17 protein-coding genes and 2 pseudogenes are annotated in these 18,993 nt (G+C 63.7%); 6 read left to right on the top strand and 13 right to left on the bottom strand.

Going from position 1 to position 18,993, the window contains the following annotated elements:
• Positions 1 to 45 precede the first annotated feature (45 nt).
• The 6 genes from HY058_22835 to HY058_22810 all read right to left on the bottom strand — a co-directional run bounded on the left by HY058_22835 (position 46) and on the right by HY058_22810 (position 5,564).
• On the bottom strand, positions 46 to 867 hold the full coding sequence (locus tag HY058_22835; protein ID MBI3500139.1) for an ABC transporter permease: 822 nt from the start codon (positions 865 to 867) through the stop codon (positions 46 to 48).
• A gap of 5 nt (positions 868 to 872) precedes the next feature.
• Complete coding sequence (locus tag HY058_22830; protein MBI3500138.1) at positions 873 to 1,715, bottom strand: ABC transporter permease; 843 nt, start codon at positions 1,713 to 1,715, stop codon at positions 873 to 875.
• Between the two features lie 32 nt (positions 1,716 to 1,747).
• Positions 1,748 to 2,836, bottom strand: a complete 1,089-nt coding sequence (locus HY058_22825; protein MBI3500137.1) for an ABC transporter ATP-binding protein — start codon at positions 2,834 to 2,836, stop codon at positions 1,748 to 1,750.
• A 103-nt stretch (positions 2,837 to 2,939) separates the two neighbouring features.
• Positions 2,940 to 3,992 (bottom strand): ABC transporter substrate-binding protein, encoded by a 1,053-nt coding sequence (locus HY058_22820; GenBank protein ID MBI3500136.1) that lies wholly within the window; start codon positions 3,990 to 3,992, stop codon positions 2,940 to 2,942.
• 79 nt (positions 3,993 to 4,071) lie between these two features.
• Entirely contained in the window at positions 4,072 to 5,361 is a 1,290-nt protein-coding gene (locus HY058_22815) for a cytochrome P450 (protein MBI3500135.1), read from the bottom strand.
• A gap of 11 nt (positions 5,362 to 5,372) precedes the next feature.
• Positions 5,373 to 5,564 carry a ferredoxin gene (locus tag HY058_22810; protein MBI3500134.1) on the bottom strand — a complete coding sequence of 64 codons (192 nt, stop codon included), beginning with the start codon at positions 5,562 to 5,564 and terminating at the stop codon, positions 5,373 to 5,375.
• 229 nt (positions 5,565 to 5,793) lie between these two features.
• Between HY058_22810 and HY058_22805 the strand changes: the two genes are divergently transcribed.
• Both HY058_22805 and HY058_22800 read left to right on the top strand, forming a co-directional pair.
• Positions 5,794 to 7,854, top strand: a complete 2,061-nt coding sequence (locus HY058_22805) for a hydantoinase/oxoprolinase family protein (GenBank protein ID MBI3500133.1) — start codon at positions 5,794 to 5,796, stop codon at positions 7,852 to 7,854.
• Positions 7,851 to 9,641 carry a hydantoinase B/oxoprolinase family protein gene (locus HY058_22800; GenBank protein ID MBI3500132.1) on the top strand — a complete coding sequence of 597 codons (1,791 nt, stop codon included), beginning with the start codon at positions 7,851 to 7,853 and terminating at the stop codon, positions 9,639 to 9,641. The genes HY058_22805 and HY058_22800 overlap by 4 nt, the downstream gene beginning before the upstream one ends.
• A gap of 122 nt (positions 9,642 to 9,763) precedes the next feature.
• Here the strand turns inward: HY058_22800 and acpA are convergent, their stop codons facing one another.
• From acpA to HY058_22780, 4 genes and pseudogenes are all read right to left on the bottom strand, one after another.
• The gene (gene acpA, locus HY058_22795) at positions 9,764 to 11,131 is read right to left on the bottom strand and encodes an acid phosphatase (protein ID MBI3500131.1); all 1,368 of its coding nucleotides are present in this window, start codon (positions 11,129 to 11,131) and stop codon (positions 9,764 to 9,766) included.
• A 296-nt stretch (positions 11,132 to 11,427) separates the two neighbouring features.
• Entirely contained in the window at positions 11,428 to 12,168 is a 741-nt protein-coding gene (locus tag HY058_22790) for a HipA domain-containing protein (GenBank protein ID MBI3500130.1), read from the bottom strand.
• A 69-nt stretch (positions 12,169 to 12,237) separates the two neighbouring features.
• Positions 12,238 to 12,924, bottom strand: a pseudogene (locus tag HY058_22785) (HipA N-terminal domain-containing protein).
• On the bottom strand, positions 12,921 to 13,214 hold the full coding sequence (locus HY058_22780; GenBank protein MBI3500129.1) for a helix-turn-helix transcriptional regulator: 294 nt from the start codon (positions 13,212 to 13,214) through the stop codon (positions 12,921 to 12,923). Before HY058_22780 ends, HY058_22785 begins: the two are co-directional and overlap by 4 nt.
• Positions 13,215 to 13,387: 173 nt before the next feature.
• Between HY058_22780 and HY058_22775 the strand changes: the two are divergent.
• Positions 13,388 to 13,695: pseudogene (locus HY058_22775) on the top strand (hypothetical protein).
• Positions 13,696 to 14,002: 307 nt separating this feature from the next.
• Here the strand turns inward: HY058_22775 and HY058_22770 are convergent.
• Complete coding sequence (locus HY058_22770) at positions 14,003 to 14,173, bottom strand: hypothetical protein (protein MBI3500128.1); 171 nt, start codon at positions 14,171 to 14,173, stop codon at positions 14,003 to 14,005.
• A gap of 356 nt (positions 14,174 to 14,529) precedes the next feature.
• Positions 14,530 to 15,705: a pentapeptide repeat-containing protein gene (locus HY058_22765; protein MBI3500127.1), complete on the bottom strand. Its 1,176-nt coding sequence runs from the start codon at positions 15,703 to 15,705 to the stop codon at positions 14,530 to 14,532.
• Between the two features lie 834 nt (positions 15,706 to 16,539).
• Here HY058_22765 and HY058_22760 point away from each other — a divergent pair.
• From HY058_22760 to HY058_22750, 3 genes are all read left to right on the top strand, one after another.
• On the top strand, positions 16,540 to 16,872 hold the full coding sequence (locus HY058_22760; GenBank protein ID MBI3500126.1) for a GYD domain-containing protein: 333 nt from the start codon (positions 16,540 to 16,542) through the stop codon (positions 16,870 to 16,872).
• Between the two features lie 53 nt (positions 16,873 to 16,925).
• A complete protein-coding gene (locus tag HY058_22755) occupies positions 16,926 to 17,222 on the top strand; it encodes a hypothetical protein (GenBank protein ID MBI3500125.1) in 297 nt (98 codons plus the stop codon).
• Between the two features lie 106 nt (positions 17,223 to 17,328).
• Entirely contained in the window at positions 17,329 to 18,588 is a 1,260-nt protein-coding gene (locus tag HY058_22750; protein MBI3500124.1) for a pentapeptide repeat-containing protein, read from the top strand.
• Between the two features lie 182 nt (positions 18,589 to 18,770).
• Here HY058_22750 and HY058_22745 read toward each other — a convergent pair whose 3' ends face one another.
• Entirely contained in the window at positions 18,771 to 18,926 is a 156-nt protein-coding gene (locus HY058_22745; GenBank protein ID MBI3500123.1) for a hypothetical protein, read from the bottom strand.
• Positions 18,927 to 18,993: the final 67 nt, after the last annotated feature.

Here is an 18,993-nt window from a genome sequence, read left to right as displayed (position 1 = left end):
TCTCGACGATCTGCCGGATCGCAACGTCGCCGATCTCGAGCGCAGTCACTTCGGCCGTTCCACGACCAAGATCTGCGTGACGACCACGATGAGGACTGTGAGCGCCACCAGAAGGGTCGAAATCGCGGCGATGGTCGGCTCGACCCCGTATTCCAGCGACATGAACATCCGCCGCGTCAACGTCGACATCGGTCCGGTGCCGACGAAGTAGGCGACCACGGCCTCGTCGAACGACGTGATGAAGGCCAGCAAGGCGCCGGCGATCACGGAGAACTTGATCTGCGGGAGCGTCACCGTCAGGAAGGCCCGCCCCCGGTTGGCACCCAGGCTCTGCGCCGCCTGCTCCTGGCGGAAGTCGAACTGCCTGAGCCGCGTCAGCACGATGACGAAGACGAAGGGAACACTGAGACCGGTGTGGGCGACCACGAGGCCGAGGATGGTGTTGTTGAAGCCAAGGGGGATGTAGACGAAGAACAGGCCGATGGCGATCAGGATGACCGGGACGATCAGCGGCAGCACGACAATGCCGGCCAGGAGATCGGCGTGGCCAGTCCTGAGGCAGCGGACCCCATAGGCCGCGGCCACGCCGCACGGCGTCGCCACCAGGGTCGTCAGCGTCGCCACCTGGAGGGAGATCCAAGTCGCGTCCATCAACTCGCTGGATTGGAGATAGACTCTGTACCAGCGGAGCGAGTAGCTCCGCGGCGGAAACTCCATGAACGAAGACGCGGTGAACGAGATCGGGATCACGATCAGGGTCGGCAGGATCAGGACGACAAGTACCAGGGCGACGAAGACGTAGAGCCACAGCCTCTGCCAGTGCGCCACCTGGGTATCGGTCGCCGGGCGCTTCATGAAGGAGGCCAATGGGTTCATAGCCGGCCGACCTCGAACCGGAGCAAACGCCGCCCGAGCATGAGCACGGTCACCGTGGTCGTCAGCAGCCCGACCCCGAGGGCGCTGGCAACGCCGAAATGGCTGCCGACGGCGACCGCCTTGGCGATCTGCTGTGCCATCATGACCACGCGTCCGCCGCCGAGGATCGCCGGGGTGATGAAGAAACCGAGGCAAGAGACGAACACCAGGAAGGTGCCGGCGGCGACGCCGGGCAGCGACAGCCGGAAATAGACGCGCCAGAAGGCCGCCAGCGGACTGGCGCCAAGATTGGAAGCGGCCCGCATGAGGTTCGGATCAATGGATTTCATCGAGCCGTAGAGCGGCAGGACGAGCAACGGCAACATGATGTGGACCATGCCGACGACCGTGCCGGTCAGATTGTAGAGGAGCGGCAGCGGGTCGTCGATCCAGCCGAGGGACATGAGCGTGCTGTTGACGATGCCGCGCCGGCCGAGCAGTACCAGCCACGCATAGGTGCGAACGAGGATCGAGGTGAGGTAGGGCAGCATAATCGCAAGCAGCGCGAACGTGGCCAGCCGACGCGAAAGTCCGACCAGCAGATAAGTCACGGGATAACCGAGCAGCAACGTCAGCAGCGCTACGACGACCGAGACTTCGAACGTGGTACCGATCACGCCGAGGTAGCCGCCACGGGTGAAGAAAATCTGGTAATTCTCAAGTGTGAACCGTCCGTCTTCACCGAGAAACGACAGCACGAACATCCAGGCAATCGGTAGCGCCACGACCAGGACGATCACCGCGAGTGCCGGCACGACCAAGAGCACGTGCTCAATCCGTTGCCGGCGTTCTAGGTCCATCAGGCTGCCACCTCGGGCCACCTCGATCGTGGTCATGGCTGCCGGCCGGGAATGACGAGGGCGTCGTCGCGGTGAAACGCGATGCGGACCGCCTGCCCCACGCGATACACGCCGCCTCCCTCGCGACCGAGGTCGCGGACCATGATCTCGGTGCCGTTTGCGAGTCTCACGGTGTAGAGGATGCTCTCGCCCTGGAACATGGCGCGCAGCAACGTGCCCTGGAGATAGTTGGTGTCGCCGTCCTTTTGGTTGCCTACGGCCAGGTGCAGCTTCTCCGGCCTGAGCACGAGGCTGAGCGGCTCTCCCGTCGAGGGGACGGGGTATGGGGTAATGACCGGTGTCCCCTCGGCAGTGGCGATGCCCGAGATGACCAAGACCGGCAGCAGGGTCGACTCGCCGATGAATTCCGCGACGAAGGCATTGGCCGGATGGTCGTAGACTGTCCGCGGCACATCGAACTGCATCAACCGGCCGCGGTCGATGACGGCAATGCGGTCGGACAGCGTCAATGCTTCGCGCTGATCGTGAGTCACGTAGATCGTGGTTACCCCGAGCGCCTCGTGCAACCGGCGGATCTCGACCTGCATCTGGTCGCGAAGTCTCTTGTCGAGGGCTGACAGCGGCTCGTCCATCAGCATGATGCTAGGCTCGAACACGATCGCGCGTGCCAGGGCGACGCGTTGCGACTGGCCGCCCGACAGCTCGTGGATCCGACGCCTGCCAAGGCCCTGGAGTCGGACGAGGTCGAGAGCTTCGCCAACCCGGGATTCGATCTCGGCCCCAGGCAGCCTTCTCAGCTTCAGCGGGAACGCGATGTTGTCAAAGACGCTGAGATGCGGAAACAAAGCATAGTTTTGGAACACCATGCCGATGTTCCGCTTGTGCGGCGGCAGGTGCTTGATCGACTGACCGCCCACCAGGATATCGCCGGCGGTCGGCTGGACGAAGCCCGCCAGCATCATGAGGAGCGTGGTCTTGCCCGACCCGGAAGGGCCCAGCAGGGTCACGAACTCGCCCTGATCGACGGCCAGCGTGACCCGGTCGACCGCTGTCACCGCCCCGTAGGTCTTGCTCACGCCCTCGATCTGAACCGGCAGGTGGCGGCCGAGCAACGCGGTCATCGCTTCAGCACGCTGGGCACGATGCCGGGGCCCGCAGTCGATCTAGCGGCGCCCCGCTGGCGGCGACAGCCGTCGGCGGAGCGCCCTTCGACCGGGTCTCGGACTAGTTCTTCGAGAACTCATCCCACTTGAGCTGCGCCTGCTGGCGGTTGTTGCCCCACCAGACGGAGTCGAGCAGGAGCTGCAGCTTCAAGTTCTCCGGATTCGAGTTCAGCCGCTTCGCCACGTCGGGCGCGATCTTGCCGGTGGCGAAGGCCTTGGAGTTCATCGGCCCATAGCTGAAATACGAGGGGATATTGGCCTGAATGACGGGGTCGAGGAACTCGTTGATGACCTTGTGCGAGGCCGCCTTGTTCGCCGATCCCTTCACGATCGCCAGGCAGGCGCCGTTGATGATGCCCTGATTGAAGGTGAAGCTCCAGTCGGCCCCGTCCTTCATCACGTCAATGATGCGGCCATCGAGCAGTGGGATCATGTCGACCTCGTTGGTCTTGATCAGGTCGGTGGCCTGGCCGAAGGACTTGTACCAGACGGCCACGTCCTTCCGCAGTTCCTTGAGCTTCCGGTAGGCACGGTCGAGATCGATCGGATAGACCTTGTCTTTGGCCACGCCGTCAGCCATCACCGCCGCCTCGATCATGAAGCGCGGTGCGTCGTAGGCGGCGCGGGCGCCGGGGAACTTCTTTGTGTCCCAGAAATCCGCCCAGTTCTTGGGCCCGTTGTCGCCGTACTTCTTCTTGCTCCAGGCGATGACGAAGGCGGCCCAGACGGTGCCGCCGGTAAAGGTCTTGGCATTGACGCCGGGCTCCATGTCCTTGGCATTGGGAACCAGGCTGTAGTCGATGGGCTCGAACAGACCCTCCGCCTCGGCGGCGACGCATTCGCCGTACGGTAGCCCAACCACATCCCACGCCGGCTTGCCGCTCTGCACCTGCAGGCGGACATCGGCGATGGTTTGCAACGAATCCTGCTTCATGGTGTAGCCGAGCTTGTCAAAGGACGGTGTCCAGACCGCCTTCTTCAGCGATTCCTGCCAGGCGCCGCCGAAGTCGACGACGGTGATCGTCGTCCCCTGCGCCTTGGCCGAACCGGCGAACGCGCCGAGACCCAGCATGAGTGCGGCGGCGGTCGCCACCACGCGTTGCGCCATCGTCATGTCTTTGCTCCTCCCTCTGATCGTTTGACCGCCTCCCTGCGGCCCAGGGTCCAATGCTGGCATCGACCTTCGGCCTAGCCTAGCATTTGCGGAAGATGACAGGGAACTCCGCGTATTCATTGCGCACAGTCACATCATTGAAGCGCGGCGGACGCTCCGGATCCATCTCGACTCCCCGGGCATAAATCTCGCTCACCACCCAGACCATGATCCCTTGCGGCCCGTCATCGTCCGCTGCCGACGTGCCGCCGACAGATAGGCTTAAGCCGATGCAGGTATGGGGGCCGCCGCCGAAACCGAGGCCCATCGGCCGGAGCTTGAGCTTCGGCGCCCGGCGCGGGTCATAGCGTTCCGGATCGGCGCCGTAGACCTCCGGATCCCGCCCGGCGGTGTAGATGTCGAGGACGACGTACTCGCCGGCGGCGAAGGCCTGGCCGCTGGCGAGCCTCGTGTCGCGGCGGGCCCGGCGGATGAGGAACGGCGAGGCCGGATGCAGCCTGAGCGACTCAAACACCGCGCGGCGGACGAAATCCGGCTCCGTCATCAACGCCCGATCCTCGGGACGGGCGGCAAACCATTCGGTCAGCTCGCTGACCACGTGCGAGACGCCGAGCGGAATGCTGGCCGGCGCGCCATTGACCAGGATCACCTCGTGCAGGGGCAGGTCCGTCCCCCAGCGGCGGAAATGCTCGGGATGAAGCAGGATCAGGGTCATCAGGTCGAGCGGCAGCGCGTCGCGCTCGATGCGTCCGGCGCGGACGGCTTCGACCAGCGCGCGGCGCCGGGCGAACGAAGGCTCGAAGAACTCCGCGGCGAACCGCTCCTTGGCGGGCAGGATCTCGTCGGTCACCCGCCTATGGTCGCCTGCCACCCATTCCAGGTTGACGCCGATCGCCATCTTGTCGACGCAGGCCTGATAGCGCTCGGCCGCGTCGGTCCTGTCGATTCCATCGATGCCGACCAGCGCCGCCGACACCCGACGCAGGGGCACCCGGATCAGGCGCTGCAGCTCCGCCCGGACCAGGCCGTCCGTGCCGCGCGGGCAGCGGCGGAGCGCCGCCTCGAAGGCCGGAGCGAAGACGTCGTCCTGAAAGCTCTCGACCATGGACCGACGAAACAGCGCCGAGAGGATCCGGCGACGCTCGAAATGCTCGTCGCCGGAGAGCGACAGCAGACTGCCGCCAACGAAGGGCCCGCTGTCGCGCCGGCCGCCGCCGCCCTGCTCGAAGTCCTGTGAGCGGAACACATCGTCGACATCGGCGAGCCTGGTAAGCCAGCGCATCCCGGCCACGGACGGGCCGTTCTTCGGATCCAGCGTGGTTCCTACATACCCATGGTGACCGTAGCGTTCGGCGCCGGAGAGCGTCATCGGTCCGTCTCCTACTCGATGAACTTGATCGCCTTGGTCGGGCACAGCTCCGCCGCCTCGCGGACCGCCTCCCGTAGCGCCTCCGGCGGCGAGGCGACGGCCACTTCGGTCGGCTTCGGCGATGCCAGCCGAAAGACCGTAGGCGCGAGACGGGCGCAGTAGCCGCTGCAAACGCATCGCTGGGGATCGATGGCGACGTTCACGATCCGGATGTAACCTCGGAGGACGCCTAAACCGTTAGCACGATGACACCGACTGTGGAATACAGCCAACGAGCGTATTGACGGCCCGAGGTGAGATGATGATGGTGTTAGCTTCTCTTCCTGTCCAACCTGCCGGAACAGATGCTGCGCCGGCCGGGATGCCGCCGCTCCATGGGCGCAACCGCATCGGCGCGGCTTCGGTGAACGGACTATTCGGATCGAGGTTGTCTTGACGATTCTTGCCGTCGACATCGGCGGGACGTTCACCGATGTCTGCTGTCTGTATGAGACGCCGGAGGGGCGGCGGCTCTCATGGACGAAGGAACCTTCGACCCGGAGGGATCCGGTTCAGGGGCTCGTGCGCGGCGTCGAGCGCATGCTGAGCCAGGTCCGGGCCCAGCCGTCCGAGGTTAGTCATCTCCTGCACGGCACCACCGTCGGTACCAACGCCGTGCTCGAGCGACGGGGCGGGCGGGTCGGCATGCTATTCACCGACGGCTTCGAGGATACTATCGAGCTCGGCCGTGGCGACCGCCGCGAGATCTACCGCCTCGATGCGGAACCGCAGACCCCCGGGTTCATCGCGCCGGGCCGACGCCGGCGCGGTATCAAGGAGAGGATCGGGGCCAATGGCAGTGTGGTCGTGCCGCTGGACCAAGCCGGCGTCGCCGACGCCGTCCGCGAGCTCGTCGAATCGGAGCGGATCGAGGCGCTGGCCGTCTGCCTCCTCTTCTCCTTCATCAATCCCCGGCACGAGCTCGGCATCCGCGATATTGTTCGTTCGCTCTATCCCGACCTCCCGGTGTCGCTTTCCCACGAGGTCGACCCGGTGTTCCGCGAGTACGAGCGGTCCTGCCTGACGGCGTTCGACGCCTATCTGAGGCCGGTGATGGGCGCCTATCTCGGCAACCTCACCGACCGCCTCAGGGAGGCCGGCCTCGCCTGCGAGGTCTTCACCATGCAGTCGCGCGGCGGCCTCGCCTCGACCCGTATCATCGCCAACCGCCCCTTTACCGCACTCTTGTCCGGGCCCGCCGCCGGCGTGGTCGGCGCGTTGAAGCTCGCTCGCGCCGGCGGGTTCGACAACGGCATCACGCTCGACATGGGCGGCACCAGTGCTGACATAGCGCTGATCGCGACCGGGCGAGCGCTGACCACCTCGCAGGGCCGCTTCGAGCGCTATCCGCTGCGGACGCCGATGGTCGACATCACCACGCTTGGTGCCGGCGGCGGCAGCATCGCCTGGGTCGACGGTGCCGGCGGCCTGCATGTGGGTCCGCAAAGCGCCGGTTCCGAGCCCGGACCGGCCTGCTACGGACGCGGCGGGACGGAGGCGACCGTGACCGATGCCAGCATCGTGCTCGGCTACCTCTCCCCGGACTATTTCGCCGGTGGCCTGAGGCTCGACCCGGATGCCGCCTGGCGGTCGGTCGAGCGGATCGGTGCACGGGTCGGCCTGTCGACCGTGCAGGCGGCGCACGGCATCCACAGCATCGTCAATGCCCGTATCGCCGACGGCACGCGCCTGGTTTCGCTGAAGCGTGGCTACGATCCACGCGAGTTCGCCCTCGTCCTGTTCGGCGGTGCCGGACCGGTGAACGGCCTCGCCATCGCCGAAGAGCTGGGCATGGGCACGGCGGTCGTGCCGTTTGCGCCCGGTGCGCTGTGTGCCTACGGTCTCTTGGCCGCCGCCGTCGAGTACGATGATGCCGCGACCTTCAAGGTGCCGGTCGAGGACGCCGACCCCGCCCGGATCGAGGCGGCGTTCCAGCGGCTGCACCGGGTCGGCCTGGAGCGCATGATCGCCGACCGGGTCCCCGCCGGCGAGGTCATCCACGTCCGTACCGCCGACATGCGCTATATCGGCCAGGCCTTCGAACTCGAGGTGCCGGTGGGCAATCCCGTCAGCGCCGAAATCCTCAGGCACGTGATCGAGTCGTTCCACGCGGCCCACCGCCGGGTCTATGGCCATGCGGCGGAGGATTCAGAGGTCGAGTTCGTCAATCTGCGCACGGTCCACTCTTACCGCATCGACAGGGACGAGCGTCCCATCGCCTTCGTACCGGCGGCGCTGCCGAAGCCACCTCAGAGTCGTCGCTGCTGCTTTGCCGCCACCGGCGATTTCGTCGATACTCCGGTCAATCTTCGCTCCGACATCACCGACGGGCGGGTTCTGAGCGGACCGGCGGTCATCCATCAGGCGGACAGCACCACCGTGGTGAGGCCGGGTTGGACGTGCCGGGTGGACGCCCAAGGCAATCTCTTGCTCGGTAGGAAGAAGGTGGGATGACCATCGATCCAGTGACCCTTGAGGTGCTGCGCAACCGCCTTGATGCGATTGCGCGGGAGATGCAGAACACGCTGGTACGCTGCGCCTTCTCGACCACGCTAAAAGAGGGTGGCGACTGCTCGTGCGCGGTCTTCTCGGTCGGGGGCGAAGTGATTGCCCAGGCAACGGCGAATCCAACCCACCTGACCTCGTTCCTGCCGGCGGTCGAACACACGCTCCGGCGCTATCCCGCCGAGGCGATGCAGGACAGCGACGTTTTCGCCGTCAACGATCCTTACGAGGGCGGCAGCCACATCCCCGACGCCATCGTCATCGTTCCGATCTTCTTCGAGGGCAAGGTCAGGGCGTTCGGCTGCGCGCTCGGCCACATGCTGGACATGGGCGGCAAATCGGCCGGCAGCATGATCACCGACGCCACCGAGATTTTTCAGGAGGGATTGGCGCTGCCGGTCTGCAAGTTCTATGACGCCGGCAAGCCCAACGATACGCTCTGGCGCATCATCGAACGTAATGTCCGCGTGCCGAAGGCGGTGTTCGGCGACATTATGGCCCTGATCGCCGCGGGCCGGACCGCCGCCGCGCATGTCGTGGCCATGATCGAGCACCACGGCCTCGGGACCTTCGACGCCCTGGTGCCGGCCCTGCTCGACCACTCCGAACGGCTGACCCGGGCGGCGATCGAGCGCATCCCGGACGGCGTGTATGCCTTCGCCGACTATCTCGACAATGACGGTATCGACCTCGACCATAGGATCAAGATCGCCGTCAGCATCGAGGTCAAGGGCTCGGCCATGCACTTCGATTTCACCGGCTCCGATCCGCAGACAAGGGGGCCGGCAAACTGCGGGCCCGGCGGAATTCTAGCCCCCGTGCATTTCGTCGTCCGGGCGCTCACCGGGCACGACATACCTAGCAACTCCGGCTGCTTCCGCCCGGTCAGGGTGACGGTGCCGAGCCGATCGGTGGTATCGGCCGAGCGGCCGGCGCCGGTCTGCATCCGCTACCACACCATGAAACGGATCGCCGACACCCTGATGGGTGCCTTGGCCACGGTCCTGCCCGAGCGGATCCCGGCCGCGCCGCACGGCTCCGACCTTTGCGGCAGCTGGGGCATCGTCGACCCCGCCACCCATGAGCGGTTCGTGTTCATGGACATCTTCTCCGGCGGCGTCGGCGCCAGCCTGCGGAGCGACGGCGTCGATCAGCTAAGCTGCGACATGGGCAACGGGCGCAACATTCCAGCCGAGGCGGTCGAGCTCGAATACCCGATCCGGGTCTGGAAGCACAGGAAACGCATCGATTCCGGCGGCGCCGGCCGCTTTCGCGGCGGCCTCGGGGTGGAGCGTGAGCTCGAGCTGCTGCGCGGCGAAACCTCGATCAGCGCCCGCGGCGACCGGCACCTGACACCGCCATGGGGGCTTCATGGCGGCCGGCCCGGCGCCCGCAACGTCATTGTCATCGAACGCAAGGACGGCCAGCGGGAGATCGTGCACGGACGCATCATGCTACAGCTGAAGGCCGGCGACCGCTTCATCGGCATGACCGCCGGCGGCGGCGGCAATGGCCCCCCCTCGGAGCGCAAGATTGAGGCGGTGTTGGACGACGTCGCGGACGGCAAGGTCAGCCGGGGTAGGGCCGCGGAAATCTATGGCGTCGTCATCGCCGAAGACATGACGGTCGACCATGCGGCAACCGCCCGGCGTCGGGCCGAGTTGGCTGCGGCCGGCCAGGGCCCGGCGATCGACCGAGGGAAGGATGGCCTCGGCCTAGAGCTAGCGGCCGACTGATCGGGTGCCTCAAACCGTCAGTTTGGCGACCCAGTTCTCTCCTTCGACCAGCAGGGCACGCCATTTCCGAGCACGGGGCGGGAACCGCCGCCATCGAAGATGCGAGCGGTCGCGCTCGGACCTCAGAACTGGAACGCATTGAACATCCCGACGGCTTTGGCGTCGGCTTCGTTCAAAGGCACCAATCCGAACCGGCTCTCGATCAGCTTGAGCAGGGACAAGGTGTCGTATTGCGTGTGGTCGACGTAACCCTTCTTAGCAAAGGGTGAAATGACGATGGCCGGCACCCGCGTACCCGGCCCCCAGCGGTCGCGCTTGGGCGGCGGCACATGGTCCCAGAAGCCGCCGTTCTCGTCATAGGTGACGATCACCGCCATCTTCAACCATTGTGGGCTCTTCTCGAGCCGATCCAGAAGGTCCGCGGTGTGGGCATCGCTTGTAGCCATGTCGCTGGCGCTGGGGTGTTGGTTGATGCCGCGCCGCGGCTTGTAGATGGCGATCTGCGGCAGCGTGCCCTTGGCGATGTCGGCCATGAAGTCATCGAGATCCTGAATTTGCAGGGCGCGGTCGGGACGGCCTTTCTGGAATCGCTGGAAGAAGGCGAAGGGCTGGTGATGGTAGCTGAAGGTGCCCTCCTTCTCCGTGCCGGCCTCAGCCTCGTTCCAGCCGCCCGAGTACCACCTCCAGCTCACACCTTTCTCGGTCAATCGGTCACCGATAGTCGGCATGGTTTGAACCGGCAGCAGCAGGTCCTTGTCGATAGTCCGTCCGTGCGGACCGCCGATCGGCTCCATGGTGTTTACGCCATAGCCGTCGGGTGTAACGAAGCCATCCCGCAACAATTTACCGTTGGCATCGAGCCTTGCGACGATCTTCTCCGGTGCGTTCGGATAGACCGGCGTGCAGGCGCAGACGAGCCAGAAGTGATTAAGGAACGAGCCGCCGAAGGCTCCGTGGAAGAAGTTGTCGGCGAGCGTATAGCGTTTGGCGTAGTCGTAGAGGCGAAGGCTGCTCGTATCCCAATAAGCCATGGCATAACCGAGCGCGTCGGAGGCCATGGCAAATTTGTTCATCCTGCCGCCGTTGATCTGCTCCTGCTGCTGGTAGAAGGCGTGGATCAGGCTGCCCATGACTTCGTCCAGCTTGTAGTAGTCGTTCAGCTTGAACGGCTTGTTCGGCAGCGTCGGTGGTAGTTTCACGTAGCGGACATAGGGCTTCGTGCGGAGATCGAGCGGGTCGGGCAAGGCATCGTAAGGCTTGCCGTTGGCATCGACTTGGATCGCAGCTTCGCCGGCATTGGCGAGACCGTCGGCTCCCGGGAAATTGCCGTAGGCGTGGTCGAAGCTGCGGTTCTCCATGTAGAGCACGACGATGTGCTCGATCTTGCTCAAGCCTGCGGGCGTGCCTTGCGCGACGGCGATGCCGGGCGATGACAGGCAGGCAGCGAGAACGAAGATCGGTGCGATACGCCACCCCGTCCCTGACGACATGAAGCGCCTCCGAATGTCCAATCGGGATTCCCGGCAGATTAGCATTCGACTGCGGTACGCCGAAGTCCAGAAACGGTAGTCAGGGCGCATCGGGCGCCGGGCACGGCCCCGATTGCTCTTCGCAGGCACTGCAGAACGGTTACTGCAGCCTGGCTTTGCCATTGCCTTGACCGAGTCGAAAGCTGACGCGCGCGGTGAGGCACTGTCACACCCTGAGGGTTGCGATCCAGTTCTCGCTTTCGACCGATACGCCAGGCCATCTCAATTTAAATTTTCGTTCTCGCGGGCACTGCTGCCTAACTATCGCTCTCGAATGGCGTCTGCGAGAGGCGTCGGGAACACTCCTTCGCCCTTTCGACCAAGGCGTCAGTGAGCCTAGTAAAAATGGGATGGTTTAGCCCATTCTCTGCGGCGTGCCTTATTTCGGTCGAAAGATGGTCCGGTAATGAATCGGCCATCGCGCGCACCCGTTCAACGACTGTCCCCACATCCAGCCGCAGTTCTGCCACCAGTTTCCGCCACTCTGCCGGGCCAATGTCGCGCAGCCGATATGCGCCTCCGATTTTCATCGCGAGCTTCGCTTTCTTCGGGTCGATGTCTGGATAGGCGAGGATGCTCGCCAGATCGTACAAGGGGGCAAGTCGCACGAGCCCACTGGCGCCAAGGAGGATAGAATAGTTCTTGGCATGGGCATCCGTTCCGCCGATGAGCCAGTTGAAAATCAGGGCGTCGACGAACGTCGTGACATCTTCGTCCGCTGCGGATTTGTCACCCCGTTTTCGGTCGATCTCGCCGCCAAACGCAGTGACGCGAAGGAGATTGACGATCTCGGATGGACCTGGACCTCCCTCGCTCTGGTATTTGTCGCTAGGAAGCCTGCCAAGGGCTTGGCAGAAATCCTCTTGGTGAACACGATACACTTTGGTCGTGTTTGCAAATGCGCTGAGGCTTCGGGCGCTTGCGGCAGCCTCGACGGCTTCGCCAGCCGCACGCGCCGCAAGCGCGGCGCGCTCTGGTGAATCGGAGGCGGCATGCATTGCCGCTTCAGCCGCCTTCGCTGCCGCCCTGGCGGCGGTCGCGGCCGCGAGTTCGGGAATGCGGACACGATCGTAGCGTTCCACGACGATGGCGCTGATGCCGTCGAAACGGCGTACCTCCGAGCGAGCCGCCGGCAATCCGAGCGCCCGTGCAAGCTCGAGGCATAGATGTTCGTTCTCGACGTGACCATCGAGATCGCCTGTGGGCGGTTTGAGAATGTGGGTTGTCGGTGTGCGGCCGGAAGGAACACCCCAGCGCTGCCCATCGAAAAAGAGTGCTGTCTTTGGCTGCGCTCCAGCGAGGCTGAATTGGCCCGTATCGCGAGGCGCTCGCCAGGCTGCGACGTCGGCTTGAAGTCCATGCAGTCGTTCCGCGACCTCGGCCTCGGTCAACCACGCGATGTCGCTGTCTCCTTGCACCTTCCACAACCTGAGCCGATCGGGCGTCACGAACTGAACTGCTCCGGCACAGTCTTCGCCAACCGCGCTGATAAGAGCAAAGGGGTTGCGTGCCGAAACGTGAAAGCGCTTGGCCCAGCGATCCAGAACGAGTTCATTGTCGGGGAGCAGGCCCCATAGAAATGCATTGATCGCCGTGTGGCCATGGTCGCGTGCGGCAAGTGGTAGTGAGAGCGAGAGCGGATAGGCGCCGGGCGCGGAACGCCAAGATTCTTCATAGCGAAACGAGAGGCGACCTTGTGCTTGTCGAACCACGCCGACTTCACGGCCTTCGAGGAGCGCGACCAGAATGCTCATGGCAGCTTCTTGGTTCGCGCTGCTTGCACAATAGCGTTGATGTCTGGAGTAACGACGGTGTCGGCGTCTCCGCGTAGGTGTTCGCCGGCGTCCGCGGTCAGCTCTATTCCCACCGCAGCAAACGTGCGAAGCACGAGGTTGAGGCTCGCCCCCGGCTTGCCGCGCTCCACCTGGTTGATCCAAAGTCGGCTAACGCCCACTTTCTCGGCGAGTTCGCCTTGATCGAGCCCAAGCGAGCGACGACGTTCCCGGATGACAGCGCCAATGTCTCTTGGGGTGCGTAAGCGCATGTTTTCCCGGACAAACAAGCAACGTCTACGATCGCTTACATTTCTGAATGTATGCGATAGCATACAAATATAGATGTAATCAAGAGCTTACATTCCGAGGGTCGGCGGCGAGGGGATGGCAAGCTTAAGGCTTCGATGGACACCTTGCGGCGTGTTAGCTGCTCAGGCCGGTAATCGCACTTCGATCCCGAAATTCGATCGCGCGCGGCGCCCCACCGCCGAACGCCGACCCTGCGCTGGCGCCCTGGTTCCAGGGCCTCCGCCAGCCCGAGACAGGGATCTCATGCTGCTCGATCTCCGATTGCCGGCAGGTCGACTACCGCATCGTCGACGCAACTATGAGGTCCGGATCGAGGACAAGTGGATGGTCGTGCCGCCGAAGAAGATCCTCATGCGCAAGGACAACCCGCTCGGCCGCGGCGTCGTCTGCTATACGCCCCAGCAGGGCATCATGTGCTTCGTGCGGACGACGGAGACATAACCCAGGCGATGGGATGAGACCGGCCTTGCTTAACCCGACGACAGTGGACATACGTGACGTGGGGCCGGCTCAATCCTGAAGGAGTTGACCATGCCGAGAAATTCAGAGATCGCTCGCCTCGAGCGCGAGCTTGTAGCGACGCGAGCGTGGGGAGCGATTGCCCGGCGGATGGATGCGACGGCAAAGGAAGATCTAGTAAATCGAGACGCCGCGTGGGATGCTTGGTGCGCTCTCGAGAGCGCGCGGAGACGACGCGCCAGCGAGAGATAGTTTGATCGCCGCGCCGCGCCGTTGTTAGGCGCCGGGTTTACTGTTTCAGCGGCCGCCAGCCGTTCTGGAAGAAGCAGGCGCGGATATCCTGGCCACGCGCATCCTCGCTGTCGTCGACGATGATGATGGTCGGCACTGCTCGCAGGCGTTCGACCAGGCTGAGCAACGCCCCGTGTCGGAGCGAAAGCGCCACATGCGAACACCACATGCGCCGGCATCTCGTTGATGCTCCTCGTTAGCCCCTCACTTCCTAATCCTGGGGCCGTGGGTTCGAATCCCGCCGGGGACGCCATCCCAAAACGCCCAATTTTATTGGCGTTTTGCATGCCGCTCTTGGCACGGAGCGACAACCTGGCCACTCCCAGCTTTGGTTTCCGCTGCTATGGATTCCAACGACTGCGGCGGGGTGTTCCGGGCAAACGTCCCCACGCGAAAGGCCATTGGTCCGCGAACGCCTGGTCGCGCGCCATCGCCTGAACCGGCCGGTGCTGAGCCGAGCCGATCGCCGCACCGATTCACCATCATCGACAGGTCGAGGGGAGCGCCCTGTGGCGAGAGCGCGTCTTAGCGAGCGGCTTCTTCTTCCATGCTGAACGCCGTGCCGTCCTTGATGGCATTGTCGAGCTTGGCGCCGGTCAGATTGGTATCGAGCAGGTTGGCTTTGGTCAGGTTGGCACCGGTCAGGTCTGCGTGGCTCAGATTGGCGAAGCGCAGATTGGCCCCGGTCAGATTGGCCTTGTTGAGCTTGACCCCGGTCAGGTTGGCGGGCCAACGCCGGCCGGTGGACTTGCCGTAACCGTCCTTGAGGTCGACGGCGCCGAAGATGGCGCCGACGAGGATGGCGCCGCTCATATTCGCTGCGGCGAGATTGATCCCGTCCAAGGTGGCGCCGCTCAGGTTCGCCTCCTTGAGCGAGGTGGCGGATAGATCGGACATGACCAGGAGCGACTTCGCGAGCTTGGCGCCGTCGAAGATCGAGCCGCGCAAATCGGCGCCCGAGAGATTGACCCCCGACAGGTCGATATGGCTCAGATCCGCCTTGACCAGGCTGGCGCGGGCGCCGGTTTTCCCGCCGGTGCGGATCCAGTCATAGTGGTTTGCCAGCACCTCGCGGATGTCGGGGGGAAGCGAAGCCTCGCTGCGCACGATATTGGCGCCGGTCATATCGGCCTGAGAAAGGTCGACGCCATCCAGCTTGGCGCCGTTGAGGTCGGCATGCTTCAAGATGGCATTGGCGATCACCGCGCCGGCGAGGTTGGCCCCCTTGAGCGAGGCGCCGGTCAGGTCGGCATCGACCAGCATGACGCCGGCGAGGTTGGCCCCGGCGAGATTGGCGGCTCTCATGCTGCAGCCGGAGAGATTGGCCCCCGCCAGGTTGGCCCCCGCTAGGTCGCAGTTGTTGAGCTCGGAATGCGCCATGTCCGCGCCGTCGCGATTGGCGGCGCGGAATTTCGCCGACTCGTCGGCGCTGTCCGGCCCGGCGGAAAAGAGCGTGCCGCCGCGGAAATCCGCACCCTTGAGCGAGGAGCCGGAGAAACGCACCTCCCGCAGCCGCGAGCCGCGCATATCGGCATTGTCGAGCTTGGCCTTGCGGATCGCCGCTCCTTCGAGGTTGACGCAGAACAGATCGGCATTCTCGAGATTGGTGCCGTCGAGCTGAGCGCCGTGCAAATTGGCGCCCGAAAGCTTCGCCTGGCTCAGGTTCATGCCGGCAAAGCTCACGCCGGCCAAATTTTTCATGGACAGATCCGCCCTGGACCCGCCCGGTTTGCGCTTCAGCCAGAGATCGTGGCGTTTGATGGATTCGAGTATTTGCTGCGGCGTCATGGCGAGGTCTTATCGGTGCGGCCCCATTGGCGCCGGTGATCGGCATCCACACTACCCAAGCCCGCAAGTATACCCGCGTATGCCTGGCTAAACCGCATGTTTATTGGAGATGTCGTGGGCAATACGGCGCCCGCCGGAAGCGGCATAAGGTTAACGCCGGAAGGGTTACCGACTTCTTGCCGCGGCTATCCCGAGCCCGGGCGCCCGGGCGGATGTGGGCTTGCCGCGATCCCGGCCTCTCCCTCTGCGGACTTCGGACCCGATCGACCGGGACAGCGAATGCCCACCATTCCGACCCGATACGCTGGCATGTCGCTGAAGGTGCAGGTCAGTCTCTCAGCGTCCTGATCCTGGGGCCGTGGGTTCGAATTCCGGCGGGGACACCATCTCGAAGTTACTGATCGTCGAGATCAGGCATGCGACGTCTGTAAGGATTCGTGTCGTGCTGTCTCACGCAGGTCCGATCAGCACGCGACCCAGACCGCCGGCAGCCTCGGTCGAGAGCAGCACTCGCCCGGAGAAGTCGATCGTTGTCGTCCCCTGTCGATCCGATGTTCGCCGGACGAGCAACATCGAGGAGGCGACTATATAAAGTTTTCAACAAATGCTAGCCACTCCTGCGAGCGGATGTTAGCGTTGCTGCCGCGACCGACGCCGAAAGGCGAAGATCGCGTCACGGAAACTCGTTCCCAGAACCACTCATCGGCATTTGGAGGCTTTGTAACCATTCGAAAGAGGGAAGACTTCATGGCTTACTATTTGTTGAGCTTTGGCTTCGCACCCGAAACCATCAAGAATCTCGTCGCCAAGCCCGAAGACCGGCGGGCGGCCGCTTCGAAGGCGCTCGAAGCGCTTGGCTGCAAGCTGCACCAATACTTCTTCGCCTTCGGCAAGCATGACGCGATCGTCATCGTCGAATGTCCCGACAACACAGCAGCAACCGCCGTTGCCATGCTCACGGGATCGACGGGCAGCTTCAGCCACGTGGAGACCACGCCGCTCATCACCATGGATGAAGCGGTCGCGGCCATGAAGAAGGCCGGCAAGGCGTCCGCTTCCTATCGTCCGCCCGGACGCTAGCATCCTGTGCTCAGCAGACTCTCAACCACATACAAACATCGGGAGGAAGAACAATGTCGGTCACGATTCTGTCGCGTTGGAAAGGCAATCCGAAGGATGCCGCGCGGGTCGGCAAGAAGACGAAGCCAATCTTCAAGAAACATGGCGCCGAGATGATGCGCATGGCGACCTTCTACTCCGGCCCATACACCGGGCAAATCTTGGTGGCGATCCGGTATCCGGATTGGAAGACCTATGGCAACGCCATGCAGGCGCTCTCCACCGACGCGCAGTATCAGAAGATTATCGAAGAAGTGCGCAAGGTTGCTGAATTGCAGAGCCGCAGCATTGTCGTCGGCCTCGATCTTTGATGAGCGGTTCGGCGAACATAGCCGCCGCACTGGGCATGTCGGGCGTTGGTACGCCCGACATGCTGCGAGGGGTGGTCCAAGCCATTAGAACGATAGGTACCCCAAAATGACCAGCACGAGGTCGTATAACAAAATATCGTCCACACTCGAGATGTTCCTGACGCAACACGCTCAATACCTCGCATCGCGTCAGGGCGCGCGGTTAGTCGCCAAGAATCACAATTTTACCGGCCTCCTGCTGAACGACATCAATTTTTCCGATGCCGTTGTCGCGGGTGCCGTATTTCGAGAGTGTTCGGCCGTCGGCGCCAAGTTTGTCCGCGTCGATGCCTTTGGCGCCGATTTTGGCCGCGCGAACCTCATGAAGACCGACTTCACCAATGCCGACCTGCGCGGCTCGAATTTTCAAAAGGCGCTTCTTTGGGCTGCCGTTCTCAGTCGGGCCGACATGCGCTCCGGCATCATCATGGACCATGGCGGCAAGAAGACGCCGCGGGTCGTCAATTTGTTTCGGGCGGACCTTGGGCAGGCATCGCTCAAGGGCTCGCTGCTGGACGAGGCGAACATGGCGGAAGCCAGTCTCAGGGATGCCGATCTGTCGCGCGCGTCGCTCGGAAAGGTAAACCTGCGTGGTGCCGTCCTCGTCAACGCCGTGCTGACCGGCGCCAAGCTCGTGGGCGCCATTCTCGATGAAGCCAATCTCAAGAACGCGAAGCTCGCTCAATGCGACCTGCGCGATGCATCTCTCCTTCATGTCGACTTGACCTCGTGCGATCTCACCGGTGCCGACCTCAGAGGTGCGACGACCGAAGGGCCGAAAAAGGCGGATCGAGTGACCCGCGTGAAGGAGATCACGACTTCACATGCCGAGTGGCTCGCGACAAATGGCAATGCCGGACAGCAAGCGAACTTCAGCGGCTTCGATCTGTCCAACTTGGATCTGTCGGCGCTCGATCTCAGCGCGGCGATCCTAAAAGACGCCAATATGAAGGAGGCAAATTGCCAGAAGACGAACTTTAGAGGGGCGGACATGTCGAACTGCGACGCCAACGGCGCGAATTTCAAGAACGCCGATCTTGCCGGTGCGAGGCTGCGAGGCGCTCGTCTATCGTCGGCGATGCTCGATGGAGCCGATCTATCGGCTTTGGATATTTTGACCGGCGCCGGTCAAAAGACCGGGCGCATCTTGGCGACGGATTTGAGTGAAGCCGATTTTTCGCACGCCAGCCTGGTCGGCGCCAAGCTTCGGCACGCCATCATTGATGGCGCTTTCTTCGTCGATGCCAACCTCAGCAACGCCGAGCTTGGCGACACCCAGACGGCAAACGCCGACTTTCTTGGCGCGAAATTGGACAACACGAAATAACGCACTTCGATTTCGAGTGCGCTGCCGGTCAATTTCGAGAAAGCCGACCGCCGCCGCGGTCAATGGCCCGAGGAGGATAGGCTCGATACGATCCGCGCCGGGGCAGCCGACTCTCTGGCACAGCCGCCCGGCAGCGATGTGGCGTCTAACCGACGTCCGCCCTTAGCCCCGACGGGCTTCGGCTACTGCGCGGCCTTCTTGGAATTGCCGCGCCGTGTCTTGATCCGGACCGCGACCACCATGGCGACGGCCGCAAGGATGGCGATGATCCACATCATTTCCGTGGAACCGTCGCCTCCGTCCGGGGATACGCCGAAAATTCGCTCGATGAAATCCATGACCGTCTCCTCATTGGAAGGGCAGCCGTCGACCCGGTTTGCCGGTGGGGTGTTTAGTCAGTGACCC

The sequence above is a fragment of the Pseudomonadota bacterium genome (assembly GCA_016195085.1).
GTDB lineage: Bacteria > Pseudomonadota > Alphaproteobacteria > SHVZ01 > SHVZ01 > JACQAG01.
This window is presented reverse-complemented; position numbering and strand designations above follow the sequence as displayed.